Origin of the sequence: Exiguobacterium sp. s157, assembly GCF_018618205.1 — a bacterium.
Taxonomy (GTDB): domain Bacteria; phylum Bacillota; class Bacilli; order Exiguobacteriales; family Exiguobacteriaceae; genus Exiguobacterium; species Exiguobacterium chiriqhucha.
On the sequence record NZ_JACSLQ010000004.1, the window covers coordinates 255,813 to 272,637 of the forward strand.

The 16,825-nt window shown below is 53.0% G+C and carries 16 protein-coding genes and 1 riboswitch; of the genes, 3 read left to right on the forward strand and 13 right to left on the reverse strand.

Annotated features, from left to right (window positions below):
- The first annotated feature begins 152 nt into the window (after window positions 1-152).
- On the forward strand, window positions 153-650 hold the full coding sequence (locus tag KNP67_RS10045; RefSeq protein ID WP_029595140.1) for a hypothetical protein: 498 nt from the start codon (window positions 153-155) through the stop codon (window positions 648-650).
- A gap of 39 nt (window positions 651-689) precedes the next feature.
- Here the strand turns inward: KNP67_RS10045 and metK are convergent, their stop codons facing one another.
- On the reverse strand, window positions 690-1,898 hold the full coding sequence (metK, locus tag KNP67_RS10050; protein ID WP_021065551.1) for a methionine adenosyltransferase: 1,209 nt from the start codon (window positions 1,896-1,898) through the stop codon (window positions 690-692).
- Window positions 1,899-2,030: 132 nt separating this feature from the next.
- Window positions 2,031-2,150, reverse strand: a riboswitch (SAM riboswitch).
- 315 nt (window positions 2,151-2,465) lie between these two features.
- Between metK and pckA the strand changes: the two genes are divergently transcribed.
- Window positions 2,466-4,037, forward strand: a complete 1,572-nt coding sequence (pckA, locus tag KNP67_RS10055) for a phosphoenolpyruvate carboxykinase (ATP) (RefSeq protein ID WP_029595139.1) — start codon at window positions 2,466-2,468, stop codon at window positions 4,035-4,037.
- A gap of 35 nt (window positions 4,038-4,072) precedes the next feature.
- On the opposite strand, the gene KNP67_RS10060 is transcribed toward pckA, so the two are convergent.
- The 12 genes from KNP67_RS10060 to KNP67_RS10115 form a co-directional block, all read right to left on the reverse strand.
- Complete coding sequence (locus KNP67_RS10060) at window positions 4,073-4,828, reverse strand: alpha/beta hydrolase family protein (protein WP_021065549.1); 756 nt, start codon at window positions 4,826-4,828, stop codon at window positions 4,073-4,075.
- On the reverse strand, window positions 4,809-5,282 hold the full coding sequence (gene ytkD, locus KNP67_RS10065; RefSeq protein ID WP_021065548.1) for an RNA deprotection pyrophosphohydrolase: 474 nt from the start codon (window positions 5,280-5,282) through the stop codon (window positions 4,809-4,811). The genes KNP67_RS10060 and ytkD overlap by 20 nt, the downstream gene beginning before the upstream one ends.
- Window positions 5,283-5,380: 98 nt before the next feature.
- Window positions 5,381-6,733, reverse strand: coding sequence for a glucose-6-phosphate isomerase (locus KNP67_RS10070; RefSeq protein WP_029595138.1), 1,353 nt, complete (start codon window positions 6,731-6,733; stop codon window positions 5,381-5,383).
- Window positions 6,734-6,839: 106 nt separating this feature from the next.
- Entirely contained in the window at window positions 6,840-8,003 is a 1,164-nt protein-coding gene (locus tag KNP67_RS10075) for an iron-containing alcohol dehydrogenase (RefSeq protein ID WP_214756549.1), read from the reverse strand.
- 68 nt (window positions 8,004-8,071) lie between these two features.
- The gene (locus KNP67_RS10080) at window positions 8,072-9,070 is read right to left on the reverse strand and encodes a Gfo/Idh/MocA family protein (RefSeq protein WP_214756550.1); all 999 of its coding nucleotides are present in this window, start codon (window positions 9,068-9,070) and stop codon (window positions 8,072-8,074) included.
- Window positions 9,071-9,164: 94 nt separating this feature from the next.
- On the reverse strand, window positions 9,165-9,557 hold the full coding sequence (yugI, locus tag KNP67_RS10085) for a S1 domain-containing post-transcriptional regulator GSP13 (RefSeq protein ID WP_016509788.1): 393 nt from the start codon (window positions 9,555-9,557) through the stop codon (window positions 9,165-9,167).
- A gap of 194 nt (window positions 9,558-9,751) precedes the next feature.
- Window positions 9,752-10,996: a lysine N(6)-hydroxylase/L-ornithine N(5)-oxygenase family protein gene (locus KNP67_RS10090; RefSeq protein WP_035385656.1), complete on the reverse strand. Its 1,245-nt coding sequence runs from the start codon at window positions 10,994-10,996 to the stop codon at window positions 9,752-9,754.
- A gap of 58 nt (window positions 10,997-11,054) precedes the next feature.
- Window positions 11,055-12,245 carry an aminotransferase gene (locus KNP67_RS10095; protein WP_214714532.1) on the reverse strand — a complete coding sequence of 397 codons (1,191 nt, stop codon included), beginning with the start codon at window positions 12,243-12,245 and terminating at the stop codon, window positions 11,055-11,057.
- A complete protein-coding gene (locus KNP67_RS10100) occupies window positions 12,242-12,736 on the reverse strand; it encodes an Lrp/AsnC family transcriptional regulator (protein WP_021065542.1) in 495 nt (164 codons plus the stop codon). The genes KNP67_RS10095 and KNP67_RS10100 overlap by 4 nt, the downstream gene beginning before the upstream one ends.
- A gap of 3 nt (window positions 12,737-12,739) precedes the next feature.
- Window positions 12,740-13,540, reverse strand: coding sequence for a glycosyltransferase family 2 protein (locus KNP67_RS10105; protein ID WP_021065541.1), 801 nt, complete (start codon window positions 13,538-13,540; stop codon window positions 12,740-12,742).
- A complete protein-coding gene (locus tag KNP67_RS10110) occupies window positions 13,537-13,785 on the reverse strand; it encodes a NifU N-terminal domain-containing protein (RefSeq protein WP_021065540.1) in 249 nt (82 codons plus the stop codon). Before KNP67_RS10110 ends, KNP67_RS10105 begins: the two co-directional genes overlap by 4 nt.
- Window positions 13,786-13,797: 12 nt before the next feature.
- A complete protein-coding gene (locus KNP67_RS10115) occupies window positions 13,798-14,031 on the reverse strand; it encodes a DUF1871 family protein (protein WP_131471319.1) in 234 nt (77 codons plus the stop codon).
- A gap of 509 nt (window positions 14,032-14,540) precedes the next feature.
- On the opposite strand from KNP67_RS10115, the gene KNP67_RS10120 reads away from it, so the two are divergent.
- Window positions 14,541-16,808 (forward strand): ribonucleoside-diphosphate reductase subunit alpha, encoded by a 2,268-nt coding sequence (locus KNP67_RS10120; protein ID WP_131471320.1) that lies wholly within the window; start codon window positions 14,541-14,543, stop codon window positions 16,806-16,808.
- Window positions 16,809-16,825 lie beyond the last annotated feature (17 nt).

Here is a 16,825-nt window from a genome sequence, read left to right on the forward strand (position 1 = left end):
CTTTTGGCCAATCTAGTAGTAACATTCCCCATCGGCAAAAAAATATCCTGCCCGTTCATTACTTTTTGATGTCGAAATGAAGGAAAACGTTATTTTCCATCTTGTGTCGGGTATAAGAGTATCAATGCCAACTTACAAAAAGGAGTGTTACCATGGAACCGAAACTACAACACGATCCACAAGTCGAGCAAGCCAATCATCCGAACCGTCAGTTTGAACAAACGAACACAGGAGGTCCAAAAATCACAGTCGTAACTGGGATGCTCCTCGGCGCCCTCGTCGGCGGCCTACTCGCCTTACTTAGTACGTCAAACCGTGAGAACACAAAACAATCGTTCTCGAGCGCGAAGTCATCGGTCGGCGGTCTCGTCGATACGGTCAAGCAAGACCCGGCCGGAACGGCGTCACAAGTCATCGGTCAAGTGAAAGCAGCGAGCGAGGTCATTCAAGACGTCGCGACCGACGTGCAAAACGTCTATGAAAAAGTCGCCGGTGAAGTCGACACGGTCAAACAAGACGTGAACAAAGTCGTCGGGACGGCGCAAGAAGCGAAATCGGATTTACAATCGATCGGCGAGAAAGTCGTCGAAGCGAAAGATACGGCACTTGGCAAAGAGAACTCAACAACTGAAGACAAGCCGCAAGCCTAAAAAAAACGACCTTTCGAGTGAAAGGTCGTTTTTCTATGCTTATGCGAAACGTTTCGCGCCTTCTTCGAGCACTGCCGCTTTGTCCGTTTGCTCCCATGGGAGTTCAACGTCTGTACGACCGAAGTGGCCGTAAGCTGCTGTCTGCTTGTAGATTGGGCGACGAAGGTCGAGCATCTTGATGATGCCGGCCGGACGGAGGTCGAAGTTCTCACGAATGAGTTCGACGAGCTCAGTCTCGCTCAATTTGCCTGTGCCGAACGTATCAACCGCGATCGATACCGGGTGAGCAACACCGATTGCGTAAGCAAGTTGAACTTCTGCTTTGTCAGCAAGTCCCGCTGCAACGAGGTTTTTCGCCACGTAACGAGCTGCATACGCTGCTGAACGGTCAACTTTGGTAGGATCTTTACCTGAGAACGCGCCGCCGCCGTGACGAGCGTATCCACCGTACGTATCGACGATGATTTTGCGTCCTGTGAGGCCTGCATCCCCTTGTGGTCCACCGATTACGAAGCGGCCAGTCGGGTTGATGAAGTATTTCGTGTCCGCGTCGATGAGTTCAGCCGGGATGACTGCATCGATGACGTGCTCTTTCAAATCAGCTTGGATTTGCTCGAGCGTGATGTCTTCCGCGTGTTGTGTCGAGATGACGATTGTGTCGATGCGAACTGGGTTGTTCGCTTCGTCGTATTCGACTGTCACTTGTGTCTTACCGTCTGGGCGAAGGTAAGCGAGCGTGCCGTTCTTACGAACTTCTGCCAAACGACGTGACAATTTGTGAGCGAGTGAAATCGGGAGCGGCATGAGTTCCGGCGTCTCTTTTGTTGCGTAACCGAACATGAGACCTTGGTCACCAGCACCGATCGCATCGATTTCTTCTTCAGTCATTTGTCCTTCACGAGCTTCGAGCGCTTGGTCAACACCTTGCGCGATGTCTACCGATTGCTCATCGATCGATGTGAGGACAGCACAAGTCTCTGCATCGAAACCATATTTCGCACGTGTGTAGCCGATCTCACGAACAGTTTCACGAACAACTTTCGGGATATCCACGTAAGTTGATGTTGTGATTTCACCTGCTACGAGCACGAGACCTGTTGTGACAGACGTCTCAGCCGCAACGCGGGCGTTTGGATCTTCAGCTAAAATTGCATCCAAAATCGCATCTGAGATTTGGTCACAAATTTTATCCGGATGTCCTTCCGTGACGGACTCCGAAGTGAAAAGTCGACGGTTCAAGTTTGCCATTTCGAAAAACCTCCTATAATAAAGGGTGATGTGTGGACGGTACTCGTTCCCCTTACGCGTTGCTTTGGGACGGTAATGAAAAAAACCTCTCGCCATGTTCAAATGGGAAAGGTTGAATCGTTCTTCCTTACCCTCTTATCGTTCGAAGCTTACGCTTCGCTTCAGGATAGCACCTTTTCCGAATAACAATGAAAACTCGGACGGTTGCTGGGCTTCGTAGGGCCTTGTTCCCTCCACCGCTCAGAATAAGAGTATCCGTTACGAAGACCATCATATAAATGACACCCCGTTCTGTCAAGCGTATCGACCGAATTCGTCAAACTTTTCACAAACGGTCAAATAGTTATGTTTGTGAAATATCAAACATTTTTTTGTCCGTTTTGGTTTTTGTACTATGACCTGGTACAGAATATGTTAGAATGACAATGTAAGAAAGCGCTTACTTTAAAGGGTAAAAAATGCTTGTTTTTGATTAGTATGTCACATATAATAAAAACGTCATACTGATTAAACGCGGAAGTATGCGGATTTCATCCACATCTATTTAGGGGAAAGGTGGGATTCAGGATGGCGACAACGCTCCTGAAAATCGAAGAATTAATTAAAGGTGCCGACATGATGCGGAACTTGACGGTTCCAGAACTGGTGGAAGAAGCCATTCGCAACGGTGAGGGCGTACTGACGAAAGACGGGGCTTTATCGGTCAGTACCGGGAAATTCACAGGACGGTCACCGAAAGACAAATTCGTCGTGCAAGATGAAGTCAGCAATCATTTAGTAGACTGGGGTCCAGTCAACCAACCGATCGCGGAAGAGAAGTTCACCGCGCTACTCGACAAAGTGTTGACGCACCTCGAAACGAAAGACAAGCTCTATTATCTCGAGGCTTCTGCGGGGGCAGACGAGCACTATACGCTCCCGGTCCGTGCCATCACGGAATACGCGTGGCACAATTTGTTCGCCAAACAGTTGTTCTTGCGTGAATGGCCGACGAAAGGTGCCTTCGAGCCCTTCACGGTCATCTATGCACCGAGTTATAAGGCCGATCCAGTCATCGACGGGACGAACTCCGAAACGTTCATTCTCGTCTCATTCGCCAAGCGGACCATTCTGATCGGGGGAACAGAATACGGCGGTGAGATTAAAAAATCGATTTTCTCGGTCATGAACTTCTTGTTGCCGGAACAACATGTGTTATCGATGCACTGCTCGGCGAACGTATCGGACGCCGGCGAGACGGCCCTTTTCTTCGGTCTATCGGGAACTGGGAAGACGACACTGTCGGCCGACCCGGAACGCCATTTGATTGGGGATGACGAGCACGGTTGGTCACCCGACGGCGTCTTCAATATCGAGGGCGGTTGCTACGCGAAGACGATCAATTTGTCGCGCGAGAACGAGCCGGAAATCTACGATGCCATCCGTTTCGGCTCATTGATTGAGAACGTCGTCTTAGACGAGAACCGGGCACCGGATTATAAGAATATCTCGCTCACCGAGAACACACGGGCCGCCTATCCGATTCAATTCATCGATAACGCGATGCTTCCGTCACGGGCCGGTCATCCGAACACGATCGTCTTCTTGACGGCCGATGCATACGGGGTATTGCCTCCAATCAGCAAATTGACGAAAGAGCAGGCGATGTACCACTTCTTGTCAGGGTATACGTCAAAACTCGCCGGCACGGAGCGCGGCGTCACTGAACCACAGGCGACGTTCTCGACCTGCTTCGGGTCACCGTTCCTGCCGCTCGCACCGGAACGCTATGCGGACATGCTCGGTACGCTGATTGAGAAGCACGACGTCGACGTCTATCTCGTCAACACGGGTTGGACCGGCGGCGCGTACGGAGAAGGATCACGGATGAAGCTCGCCTATACACGGGCGATGGTGAACGCGGCGGTCAACGGCAAATTGCGTGACGTCGAGACGACGCGCCACGACATTTTCAATGTCGAGATTCCACGCCACATTGACGGCGTGCCAGGCGACGTGCTCAATCCGCGGGACACATGGAAAGACGGAGCACGCTACGATGCCGAGGCAACGGCGCTCGCCCGGAAGTTCCAGGACAATTTCAAACGATTCACGAAAGCGAGTGAGGCGGTCGTTGCGGCCGGACCAATCATCGTATAACGAAAAATGAGACGATTGCCGATTCGGCAGTCGTCTCATTTTTTTGAGTTGGCGAGCATCCATTCCATCGCCGCATCGGTCGTCTTCCATTTTTCCCAGAACGGGAGTTGATGGGCGAACGGGACGACCCAAAGTTCGGCCCGCTCCCCCATCCGTTCCGCTACCGCCGTCGCATGGCGCAGGCGGACTTGTTCATCATCGGTGCCGTGAATCAACAACGTCGGTGCATCCCATTCCTTGTAGAGCGGCGAGCGCTCGACATAAGCGGCACGGGCCGCTTCCGGGTCGCCACCGGTCATACGGCGCAACATCTTCCGCATCGAACGCTGTTCTTCATATGTCCACTCGAGATTGGTCACACCCGCCCATGACGTGACGGACGTGAGCGGTCGTTCCGCGGCGAGCGACAACGCCATCATGCCCCCGCGCGAGAAACCAAGGGCATGAATAAACGTATCCGTTCGACGGACACGATCGTAGAGAGACAGGACGTCCTCTAGATCGGCGCCGCCGAAGTCCTCTTTCCCGCTCCCGCCATGGTTACCCCGGTAAACGGGCGCCACGACGTGAAAACCTTTGGCAGCGAACTGCATCAACCGGGGCAAACGCACATCCCCGATGCGTCCTGTTCCGCCGCGCAGATAGAACAGGACGTGCCCGTTCGGCCGTTTCGGTGTGATCGTATAGGCGACGACGTCCTCACCGTCACGCGTCGCATACCAGCCACGATGGACCGGATAACCGGCGTACGGCGGCAGGACCTCGACCTTGTCAAACCAATTGTTTTTCATAGAGCACCTTCATCGTTTCCGGGAGCACCCGGTCTTTCATCATGAAGCTGTACCGATTGTTCCGGAGCAGATTCGTCGGCAATTCCTTCATAAGGACGGCCCCATCGGTCTCGTCGACCGCCGGATGATCGTCGAAACGTTCGATTTCGGCGAAATAAATATTTTTAATGACCGTGTCGCCACGCCCAAGCACGCGATATTGGCCGAGATAATGGAGCGTCTTCACGACACCGCCCGTCTCTTCATACACTTCCCGAATCGCGGCGTCATCCTCGTGTTCGCCGGGTTCGACTTTCCCACCCGGAAACTCGAGCCCGCGCTGCTTGTGCTTCGTCAGCACCCATTGATTTTCAAAGCGAGCGACGACCCAGACGTGGAGCGGTGTATCCGAAAATGGATAGTGCGCAAAGCTCAACTCGACTTTATTGTGATAGTAGTCCGTGAATGTCAACATAGTCCATCCCTTTCTTTCCCCTGTCTACTCTCACTTTACCTTGTCTTCCACTAGTTTCAAACAAAAAAATAGGCCCGCCGGAGCGGACCTACTCAAAATTATTGGTTCAAGCGCTTTTCAAGCTCAGCTTTTTGCTCTTCGTAACCTGGTTTTCCAAGCAACGCGAACATGTTCGCTTTATACGCTTCAACGCCTGGTTGGTTGAACGGATTCACTCCGAGGATGTATCCGCTCATCGCGCATGCCTTCTCGAAGAAGTAGAACAAGTAACCGAGGTGGTACGGCGTCATCTCTGGCAATTCGACGACGAGGTTCGGGACTTCTCCGTCCGTGTGGGCGAGGAGTGTTCCTTCAGCTGCCTTGTCGTTGACGAATTGAATCGTCTCACCAGCGAGGAAGTTCAAGCCATCGAGGTCTTGTGAATCTTCCGGCACGTTCATCGCGTGACGGACGTTCGTGACACGGATAACCGTCTCGAACAAGTCACGACGACCTTCCTGAATGTATTGTCCCATCGAGTGGAGATCCGTCGAGAAGTCGACTGCCGCCGGGAAAATCCCTTTGTTGTCTTTCCCTTCTGACTCGCCATAAAGCTGTTTCCACCACTCCGATACGTAATGCAAGGCTGGTTCGTAGTTGACGAGCAACTCGATCGACTTGCCTTTCGCATATAAAGCGTTACGGACGACCGCGTACTGATACGCTTCGTTGTCCGCCAAGTTCGGAGACGAGTAAGCCGTTTGGGCATCGCGTGCACCTTCCATGAGGGCGTCGATGTCGATGCCTGCTGCCGCGATCGGAAGGAGTCCGACCGGTGTGAGCACCGAGAAGCGACCTCCTACGTCATCTGGAATCACGAACGTCTCGTAGCCTTCTGCATCCGCGAGCGTCTTCAAGGCGCCACGGGCACGGTCTGTCGTCGCATAAATACGTTCACGTGCGCCATCTTGACCATACTTGTCTTCCATGAACTGTTTGAGGACACGGAACGCGATGGCCGGTTCAGTCGTCGTTCCCGATTTCGAGATGACGTTGACTGAGACGTCCTTGCCTTCGAGCACTTGGAGCAACTCCGTCAAGTATGTCGACGAGATGTTGTGGCCGGCGAAGAAGACTTGTGGTGCGTTGCGTTCTTCCTTAGATAACACGTTGAAGAATGAATGTTGGAGCATCTCGATTGCCGCGCGTGCGCCGAGGTATGATCCACCGATTCCGACGACGACGAGGACGTCCGAATTTTCACGGATTCGTTCCGCAGCCGCTTTGATGCGAGCAAACTCATCCGTATCGTAGTTTGTTGGAAGGTCGACCCACCCAAGGAAATCGCTACCTGCCCCACTGCGGTCATGAATGACCGAATGCATTGCTTTCACGGTTTCTTGCAATTGATCGACTTCATGTTCCCCGACGAAAGACAGGGCGTTTGAATAATCGAAACGTACTGTTGACATGTCATTTCCTCCTTTAAATCGCTCATTGAAGAGCCATACATGACCCATCATAAACGGAAACGTCGGATTCGTTCAATCATTATTGCAAAATAGGCATGAAATCGCCTTATTTGCTCAGTTCAAGAATCGCTGCGACGTCTTCACGTTCGAGCGTACGGAAGCGACCGAATGCGCCTCGTTTCATCGCCGAGTCGAGGATGGCGTCAAATGTCGATTCATCGATGTCATAGTCACGGAGTGAGCTTGGTGCACCGAGCTCGTCGAAGAAGGCGCGGACAGCTGCAATCGTCCGTTTCGCCGTCTCAAGATCGTTACCGGCCGGTTCAACGTTGAATACTTCCGTCCCGAGGCGTGCAAAGCGAGCGGCGTTGTCTTCTTCAAGCACATGCTCCATCCAGCGCGGGAACAAGATTGCGAGTCCGCCTGCGTGTGGGATGTCATGGACAGCCGAGACCGCATGCTCGATGTTGTGTGACGCCCAGTCGCCCGAGGCGCCCATTTGGAGCACTCCGTTCAAGGCGATCGTTCCGGCGAACAAGATGATGGCGCGCAAGTCGACGTTCTCCAAGTCATTGACGAGTTTCGGTGCCGATTCGACGACCGCTTTCAACACGCCTTCCGTCATACGCTCTTGGACCGGCGCATGGTTCGGGTGGAAGTATTGCTCGAAACAATGACTCATCATGTCGACGATACCGTAAATCGTTTGATCTTTCGGTACCGATACCGTATAACGCGGATCGAGAATCGAGAACGTCGGATAGACAAGCGGGTGGCCCCAACCGTACTTCTCTTGCGTCTCCCAGTTCGTGATGACCGAGCCCGAGTTCATTTCAGAGCCAGTCGCTGCGAGCGTGAGCACCGTACCGAACGGGACCGCTTCTGTCGGGATGTGGTCGCGAAGCACGATATCCCAAGCGTCGCCTTCATACGGGATGGCCGCCGAGATGAGTTTCGTACAATCGATGACCGAACCACCGCCGACCGCGAGCAACGCGTCGATGTTCTCTTCGCGTGCTTGTTTGACCGCGCGACGTACCGTCTCGATGCGCGGGTTCGGCTCGACGCCTGAGAAGTCGACGTAGTCGATCCCAGCATTGTTTAACTCGGCCACGACTTCTTCGTACGTGCCGTTCTTTTTGATGCTCCCGCCTCCATAGACGAGCATCACTTTCTTGGCGTCAAGCGCCTGTAACTCGCTCGCGAGTTTTTCGATTTGATGAGTCCCGAAAATAAGTTTCGTCGGGTTTCTGTATTCAAAGTTGTGCATAATTCATCCTCCTTCGAAAATATGTAACACCTACACTATATACCCTGTTTTTTGTGATTGAAAAGCAATCAGGCCTGAGCGTAGATGCGGTCGATGATTGTATGGAGCGTCACCGCCTGTTCCGCTTGCTGGTACGACGGCTCCTGACGACACGCCTCGAGAAACGTGTGAATCTGTCTCGCATACGGGTCTTCGAGCGCGAGGTGAGCCGGTGTCTTATCGAACAACGCCCCGTGCTCTTCCGTATGGATGACGAGTGGGAACAGCGACGCGCCACCGTTCGTCCCACGCAGTTCGACCCGCATCGTGTCCGCCGCGTCGACGTTGGCCATGAAACTCGCGTCTAAGAACAAGGATGCCCCATTATCGAACGTGACCATCGCCCGCGCCGTGTCTTCGACCGAAAACGCGTCCGCGTCCCAATCGCCCATCAGCCCGACACCAGGTCGCGTTCCGAGATATTGACCGGCGTGACCGACCACATCGACCGGCTTCGGATAATCCATCAAATAGAGGGCAAGGTCGAGCATATGCACCCCGATATCGAGCAGTGCGCCGCCGCCCTGCAACTCTTTATTCGTGAACACGCCCCATCCCGGGATGCCACGGCGCCGAAGGGCGAGCGCGGTCGCGGCATAGATGTGTCCGAGTTCACCCGCCTCGATCATCCGCTTCAATAGTTGGGTATCCGACCGATGCCGGTAATGGAAGCCATAATGAAGGGTTCGCTCAGCTCGTCTGGCCGCCTGTAGCATCTCGTTCGCCTCGTAAGCCGAGATGGCCGGCGGTTTCTCGCAGAGGACGTGACAGCCGGCCTCGAGTGCGGCAATGACTTGTTGTTTATGTAAGGCGTTCGGTGTACAGATGCTGACCGCATCGAGTGTCTCTTCGGCGAGCATCTCCTCGACCGTCTCGTACACCCGTTCGATTCCGAACTGCTTCGCCACCGCCTCCCCGCGTTCGCGTGTCCGATTCATGACGGCGACGACGTCTGCGCCTGCTGCGATGTATTGCGGGATGTGGGCGGTCTTGGCAATCCCGCCCGTACCGATGATTCCGATTTTCATGGTCCTCACTCCTTTTCTGTACTGTTCGTGAACGTGTGGGACATTTCCTGTACAAAAAAAAGACGACCTGCACAGGGCAGGTCGTCTCAATCACTTACTTTTTGAAGTTCGTGTTTTTGATCCAGTCTTCGAGCTTGTCCTTGAGGACAGTGAAGCCTGGTGCTTCTTCTTGCTTGAAGTTTGAAGCTTCGTTGCGGCGTGGTGCGCCACGACGAGCTGGCTTAGCCGACTTCTCGCGTTTTGGAGCTTCTTGTGTTGCTTTCATTGAAAGCTTGATTTTCTTAGATGCTTCATCAACATCAAGAATTTTCACTTCAACTTCTTGACCGACTTGAACGTACTCGTTCACGTCTTTCACGTAGTCGTGTGAGATTTCAGAGATGTGGACAAGACCTTGAGTCTCGTCGTCGAGTGCGACGAACGCACCGAAAGGTTGGATTCCTGTTACTTTACCTTTTAAAACTTGATCTTTTTCGTATTTTGCCATTACAAACACTCCTATGCTAAATTCATCAACTTACTATAACATACTTTTTTCGATAAAGTGTACAAATTAGTAAAAAAGATTATTTGGGATTGTTTTTGTGTTTCAAAGTCGACGGGTCGGGTAAATACAAATCAAGCAAGACTTCAAGTATTCCCCCCTGATTCCGCTAGGCTAACGCCTAGCCCTTTTTTTGTTCAAAAACTTGTAAACGGTTGCTGCGCGGCCACATCAAACACCGTTTCCCCCATCATTTCATTCAACATGATTGCGTTTCGATACACTGCCATCCCCAAATTCGTCGCTGCCGGACCGTGCGAATGTTCTAAATTCGTATGGGTAAATAAACTTCCCGCCAATGTCGTCTTCGTCGCAATCTGATAGCGATTGTTGACACGCCACTGCTGGTCCGCCTCCCATTCAATGTCGAACCGTTCGACCCATGTCGGGATGCGCGGTCGATATCCGGTCGCCGCCACGACCGCATCATATTCACCCGTAAACGATTGCCCCGTATATTGTTGCGTCCCTTCGACAGTATAAACGATTTCGTGTGCGATGTGCTCGATTTCAATCTGCGTGTACAGGTTCGTCGCTTGATCACTTCCGTCCGCCGTCCGATGATACAAAAATCCATAAATCGCCCGAAGCGTCTCAGGATTGACCCCGTTCCGGAACCGCTCGAACGCTTTCCCGAGCTGCTCCCGCTCCGCATAGGGCAATTGATTGAAATAGTCGACATACGGCAAGCTGAAAATTTCCTCGCCGAGCTTACCGCTCTCTAGTGATTCGAACACATCCGAGCGCGTCACCCAATCGATGCGTTGGCGCATTTTATCGGACCGGGTCAATAAGTCGAGATACACTTCAGCCGCGCTTTGACCGCTACCGATGATGACGATGCGATCGGTTTCAAGCAAGCGCTCCCGCTCCATCCGATACGAACTCGTATGGACGACATCTTGGAAGGCGTCCGGGACAAGCGGTTCTGCTCCCGTACCAATGACGACGTGACGTGACGACAGCACCGTTTCCCCATCCGGTGTCTCGACCGTGACGAGAAACCTATCCGCCGCCGGACGGACATCGGTGACCCGGTGTGAGAACTTGATCGTGTCGAGCGAGGCGGCGACCGATTGTAAATACCGGTTGAACTCCGTCCGGGGAATTGTCGGGCTCTCCTGGACGATGAATGTCTGCAAGCGGCCGTTCTGTTTCAAATAGTTCAAATAACTGTGACGGTTCGTCGGATCGGCAAGCGTCACGAGATCATATAAGTAATGCGTCTGCATCGTCGCCGACTCGAGCAGCATGCCTTCGTGCCACTTGAAGTCGTCCTGTTCCTCAAAGCAGACACCCTTCAATGAAGTCGCTTCACTGAGCGCCATCAATCCGAGATTGTACGGCCCACAGCCGATTGCTACAAAATCCACTTGTTCCATTGGCTTCACCTCGCTCGTCTTTTCCCACCTATTATACCGCTAAAACGTAAACAGACCCTCATCGCTGAGAGTCTGTTGTTGTTGTTGTCGTCACCTCGAACTGTTTCATAAACCGATCGATGCGACGAATCGCTTCTTGTAACTGTTCGACCGACGTCGCGTAACTGGCACGGACGAAGCCTTCACCGCTCGCACCGAAGGCGTTGCCCGGTACAACCGCGACCCGTTCCTCGAGCAAGAGACGCTCGGCGAACTCTTCGCTCGTCAATCCGGTATGGCGAATCGATGGGAAGGCATAGAATGCGCCTCCCGGCACGTGCGTCGGTAATCCGGCGTCATTGAGGGCCTGGATGAAGTAGTTACGGCGCTGCCGATAGCTCTTCACCATCTTCGGTACATGTTGGTCGCGGCTACGGAGCGCCTCGAGACCGCCGAATTGGACGAGTGTCGGGGCACACATCATGCCGTACTGATGGACTTTGAGCATCTCTCGCGTCACGACTTCCGGCGCGCATGTGAAACCGAGCCGCCAGCCCGTCATCGCGAACGCCTTCGAGAACCCGTTGACGACAATCGTCCGCTCGCGCATATCGTGGAGCGTCGCGAAACTCGTGAACGGCTCATCGTAAGACAGCTCGGCATAAATCTCATCGCTGACGACCCAAAGATCGTGTTTCGTCGCGAGTTCCGCAATTTCGGTGAGCTCTTCGCCCGTCATCGTGGCCCCAGTCGGATTCGATGGGAAACAGAGGAGCATCGCCTTCGTCCGTTCGGTGATGGCCGCCTCGACATCGTCCCGGTTCAAACGGAACCCGTTCTCCGGACGACAGGCGACAGGAACGACCGTCCCGCCGGCGAGTTCGATGAGCGGTCCGTACGAGACGAAGGCCGGCTCGACGACGATGACCTCGTCACCCGGGTTGAGCAGCGCCCGGAACGCGATATCGAGCGCTTGCGAGGCGCCCGTCGTGACAATCAATTCCGTCGCCGGATCATACGTCGCCCCGAACCGGTCCGTCATGTAACTCGCGATTTCTTGTCGCAACTCGAGGAGTCCTGCGTTGGCGCTATAAGCCGTATAACCTTGCTCGAGCGCTGCATAGCTCGCCTCGCGCACATTCCATGGCGTGATGAAATCTGGCTCCCCCACCCCGAGAGAGACGACGTTTTCCATCGTTTGCGCCAAATCGAAGAAGCGGCGGATGCCGGACGGCTTCATCGAGACGACTTGTTGAGATAGTGACTTCATGGCGTGATGTTCAACCGTTTGTCTTCGACTTGTGGGGTGAACAAGATACCATCGTGTTTATACGTCTTCAGTTTGAAGTGCGTCGTCGTCGAGACGACCGAATCGAGCGGTGACAGTTTATCCGACACGAACGACGCGACGTCTTGGAGTGAGTTCGCCCGAATGACGACTTGCAAATCGTAAGCCCCTGACATTAAATAGAGCGCCGTCACTTCCGGGAAGCGATAAATCCGCTCGGCGACCTCGTCGAAGCCGCGGCCACGTTTCGGTGTGACTTTGACGTCGATGAACGCCGTGACGTCGTGCCGATTGATTTTTTGCCAGTTGACCATCGCCCGGAAACCGAGCAAAATTCCGTCCGCCTTGAACTTCTCGAGCATCGCCTCAACGGTCGCCTCGTCTGTCGCTAGCAAGTTCGCCAACAATTTCGTCTCGAGGTAGCCTTTCTCTTCGAGCAACTCGAGCAGTTCTAATTCTTTCGATGTGTACATAATTTATTCTCCTTCCGTTCTACCGGGGAACGCCCCTGTGAACGTTCTCTCTGTCTGTCTCACGTAGTCCCGTCGCTCGGCTTGAACGATATGGAAGTTTTTCATCTCCATATTGACGAGGCCGTGCTTGTGACAGAACCGATCAAAGTAACGACGACGCGTCTCATCTTGTTTGGCCGACAGATTGTCCGTGCCGTTGAACGCGTATAGCACGGTCGCGCGCGCGGGATGCCGAATCGTCCCGACTTCGCTGACACGTAGAATGAAATCCCAGTCCCAGTAGTTATAGACATCCTCGTCGAACGGTCCAATCGTCTCGTGGAGCTGTTTTCGATACAGCGTGCCGGACGGGATGAACGTCGAGTCTTGACGGAGTCGTTCCAAATCGAGGTCGTAGGCGAACGCCTCCCAGTCGGTGACGCGTCGGCGTCCGTCTTCCCATATGAAGCGGAACAGTTCCGCATCCGTGAAGACGAGGTCGGCCGCGCGGATGTCCTCGAGCGCCTGCTCGAGATGTGTCGGCATGAGCAGATCGTCATCGTCGAGCAACAAGACATACTCGCCGTTCGCCTCTTGCACGCCGAGATTGCGGGCTTTGACGTGATGGTTCTCGCCAAGTTCGATATAACGAATCGACAATCGATTCAAAAAAGGCGCCAAAAGATGCTGTTTTGGCGGCCCGTCATTATTGATTACAAGTACTTCGAACTGTTGAAACGTCTGGACGACCAGGCTTTCCAGCAGTTCGGTCAGTTCTGTCTCCCGTGAATAGACCGGGATGACGATGGAAACGAGCGGGTTCATCCGCGGTAAGCAGTTTCGACGTGTGGCAAGATTGTTTCCCAGCTCACGCCATTCTCTTTTGATACCGTGACGAAATCGCCATAAGCGAATACGCTCTCCACGCCTTCGATGGCGACGAGTTTCGCGAGAAGCGGTTGGTCCGTCTCTTCGCCAGCTTTTACGCTTTGGCTTTTCGCGCCGAAGACGTTCTCAGGAAGTGTGATTTTCATTGCATTTGGATTCGGTGTTGGATCGATACGTAACATCGTGGTTCCCCCTTATAAGTGACAAGATTCTGAAGACGCGAGTAAGTGTGCCGCCATGGCCCGTGTTTCCGATTCGGTCGGACAGTCGCCGAACGCGTCTGTCAAAATCCGGCGAATCGTTTCATCCAACTCATCGATCGTGTCGATGTGGATGAGCGCCAAGGCGATATTATCAAACTCTGGTCCATACGACCCAAGCCCGTAACCGAGTGGGTCCCATGCTAATAATAAGTCTTCTGCTCTCATTTGTTAAACCCTTCTTTTTACCTTGATTTCAAATCGTACTCCCTCAATCTACCTCACTTTTCAATCCGATGCTAGTGAGCGTTCGAATTTCCCTCGTTTTCAAAAACAAGCGACCACTATATATAGTAATGAATCAACAGTGAAAAGAAGCAGGATTTTCTCGAAAAATAACGAAGGCGACTGCCGAATGAGGTCGTTCGCTTCTCGATTGACCGCTTACATAAAAATGAATGTGCTGTCGTTTAACCGTCGCTCAAACTTTTTTCTATCTCAAATCTCATCTCAAATCGGATGACAGCGCCGTTTTTGAGTAAAAGTAATTCAAGCGTCTGCAGTTTGCCGAATGTCAAGATTTGAAAACTAAATATAGGTGATTTATGATTAAAAAGATAAAAAAACGTCAATATATAGTTAAAAGCTAAAAACGCTTTTAACTATATATTGACGCAATATAGGGTATTTCGAGTTATACCTTTATAATATCTACATCCGAAGAAGGAGTGATCGTTTTGACATCCCCTATCCACCACGAGACGCTGTTGGCTGCGACGCCAACGCTCGCTGACGTCTCGACATTGATCCAATCCCTTAAACAACGCTACCCACAGCTCAGTGTTGAACGATATGAAGAACGGGCCGTTCGGGCGCTCGAAGGAAAGACACTGACACAAGATGTAGTATATGAACTCTTGACGATGCACGCCCTCGACATGTTGCAGGCAGAAGAGCCGGACTGGACGTTCGTTGCCACTGAGATGTACTTAAACCGCCTCTATTTAGAAGCGGCACGAAACCGTGGCTATGACGCCTCGATGCGTTACGGTGCGCTCTATCCGATGATTGAGACGCTCACGACAAAAGGCATCTTCACGTCGGCCCTACTCGATACGTACTCAAAAGAAGACATTGCCTACTTGGAGACGTTGATTGACCCGTCACGCGACCGCATGTTCACTTACATCGGTCTCCGGACGTTGTCGGACCGTTATCTCGGCCGTGACCATGTCAAGAACCTATACGAGTTACCGCAAGAGCGGTTCATGGTCATCGCCATGACGCTCATGCAAAAAGAGAACGCCGACCAGCGCGTCAAGCTCGTCGAAGAAGCGTACTGGGCCCTCTCGAACCTCTATATGACAGTGGCCACTCCGACGCTCTCAAACGCCGGGAAATCATACGGACAGCTCAGCTCATGTTTCATCGACACGGTCGATGACTCGCTCCGTGGCATCTACGACTCGAACACGGACGTGGCCACGCTCTCGAAAGGCGGCGGCGGAATCGGTGTCTATCTCGGCAAAATCCGTTCACGTGGCAGTGACATCAAAGGATTCAAAGGCGTCTCAAGCGGCGCGCTCCCTTGGATGAAGCAGTTGAACAACACGGCCGTCTCGGTCGACCAGCTCGGCATGCGCCAAGGATCGATCGCCGTCTACCTCGACATTTGGCACAAGGACATCTTCGAGTTCCTCGACGCGAAATTGAATAACGGGGACGAGCGTCTCCGGACCCACGACTTGTTCACGGGCGTCTGTTTGCCAGACTTGTTCATGCGTACAGTCGAAGCCCGCGGCGACTGGCACTTGTTCGACCCGCACGAGATTCGGACGGTCATGGGCTTCAGCCTCGAAGACTTCTACGATGAGACAGAGAACGGCGGCTCGTTCACAGAGAAGTACATGGCGTGCGTCAATACGCCTGAACTGACTCGCGTCACGGTACCGGCCATCGACCTCGTCAAACGGTATATGCGCTCACAGCTCGAGACAGGAACACCTTACATGTTCTTCCGCGACGCCGTGAACCGCGCCAATCCAAACAAGCATGCCGGCATGATTTACAGTTCGAACCTCTGCTCAGAGATTGCGCAAAACATGTCGCCGACGACAATCGATGAAGAGTACACGGAAGATGGGAAAATCGTCATCACGAAGACGCCTGGCGACTTCGTCGTCTGTAACTTGAGCTCGATTGCCCTTGCCCGGGCCGTCAAAGCGGACGTCCTCGAGCGCCTAATCCCGATTCAAATGCGGATGCTCGACAACGTCATTGACTTGAACACGATCGAAGTACCGCAAGCGATGATCACGAACCAGAAATACCGCGCCGTCGGACTCGGTACGTTCGGCTGGCACCACTTGCTCGCACTGGAAGGCATCCGTTGGGAATCGGTCGATGCCGTCCAATATGCGGAGAAGCTGTACGAGAAAATCGCCTACTTGACGATTCAAGCATCGATGGAACTCGCCAAGGAAAAAGGTGCGTTCGGCGTCTTCGAAGGATCAGAATGGCACACAGGTGAGTACTTCAAACGTCGTAACTACCGTTCACACGATGAACTCGATTGGGACGGTCTTGCCGCAGCGGTCCACCAAAACGGTGTCCGTAACGCCTACATGATGGCGGTCGCTCCGAACTCGTCGACGGCCATCATCGCCGGTAGCACCGCGTCAATCGATCCGGTCTACAAGAAGGTCTATTCGGAAGAGAAGAAAAACTATAAGATTCCGGTCACGGTGCCTGATCTCAATCCGGAGACGAATTGGTTCTATAAATCAGCGTTCGAAGTCGATCAGCTCTGGAGCATCCGTCAAAACGCAGCGCGCCAGCGTCATATCGACCAAGCGATCAGCTTCAACCTGTACGTCAAAAACGACGTCAAAGCGACCGAGCTTCTCTCGATGCACCTCGAGGCATGGTCGCTTGGCATGAAATCAATCTACTACACACGTTCGACGACCGTTGAAGTCGACGAATGTGAATCGTGTGCTTCATAACGTCACGTAACAGAAAG

What these genes read in the sequence shown, in the direction of transcription:
- KNP67_RS10045 (WP_029595140.1), top strand. Translation starts at nt 153, where the DNA reads ATGGAACCGAAACTACAACACGATCCACAAGTCGAGCAAGCCAATCAT.
- metK (WP_021065551.1), bottom strand. Translation starts at nt 1,898, where the DNA reads ATGGCAAACTTGAACCGTCGACTTTTCACTTCGGAGTCCGTCACGGAA.
- pckA (WP_029595139.1), top strand. Translation starts at nt 2,466, where the DNA reads ATGGCGACAACGCTCCTGAAAATCGAAGAATTAATTAAAGGTGCCGAC.
- KNP67_RS10060 (WP_021065549.1), bottom strand. Translation starts at nt 4,828, where the DNA reads ATGAAAAACAATTGGTTTGACAAGGTCGAGGTCCTGCCGCCGTACGCC.
- ytkD (WP_021065548.1), bottom strand. Translation starts at nt 5,282, where the DNA reads ATGTTGACATTCACGGACTACTATCACAATAAAGTCGAGTTGAGCTTT.
- KNP67_RS10070 (WP_029595138.1), bottom strand. Translation starts at nt 6,733, where the DNA reads ATGTCAACAGTACGTTTCGATTATTCAAACGCCCTGTCTTTCGTCGGG.
- KNP67_RS10075 (WP_214756549.1), bottom strand. Translation starts at nt 8,003, where the DNA reads ATGCACAACTTTGAATACAGAAACCCGACGAAACTTATTTTCGGGACT.
- KNP67_RS10080 (WP_214756550.1), bottom strand. Translation starts at nt 9,070, where the DNA reads ATGAAAATCGGAATCATCGGTACGGGCGGGATTGCCAAGACCGCCCAC.
- yugI (WP_016509788.1), bottom strand. Translation starts at nt 9,557, where the DNA reads ATGGCAAAATACGAAAAAGATCAAGTTTTAAAAGGTAAAGTAACAGGA.
- KNP67_RS10090 (WP_035385656.1), bottom strand. Translation starts at nt 10,996, where the DNA reads ATGGAACAAGTGGATTTTGTAGCAATCGGCTGTGGGCCGTACAATCTC.
- KNP67_RS10095 (WP_214714532.1), bottom strand. Translation starts at nt 12,245, where the DNA reads ATGAAGTCACTATCTCAACAAGTCGTCTCGATGAAGCCGTCCGGCATC.
- KNP67_RS10100 (WP_021065542.1), bottom strand. Translation starts at nt 12,736, where the DNA reads ATGTACACATCGAAAGAATTAGAACTGCTCGAGTTGCTCGAAGAGAAA.
- KNP67_RS10105 (WP_021065541.1), bottom strand. Translation starts at nt 13,540, where the DNA reads ATGAACCCGCTCGTTTCCATCGTCATCCCGGTCTATTCACGGGAGACA.
- KNP67_RS10110 (WP_021065540.1), bottom strand. Translation starts at nt 13,785, where the DNA reads ATGTTACGTATCGATCCAACACCGAATCCAAATGCAATGAAAATCACA.
- KNP67_RS10115 (WP_131471319.1), bottom strand. Translation starts at nt 14,031, where the DNA reads ATGAGAGCAGAAGACTTATTATTAGCATGGGACCCACTCGGTTACGGG.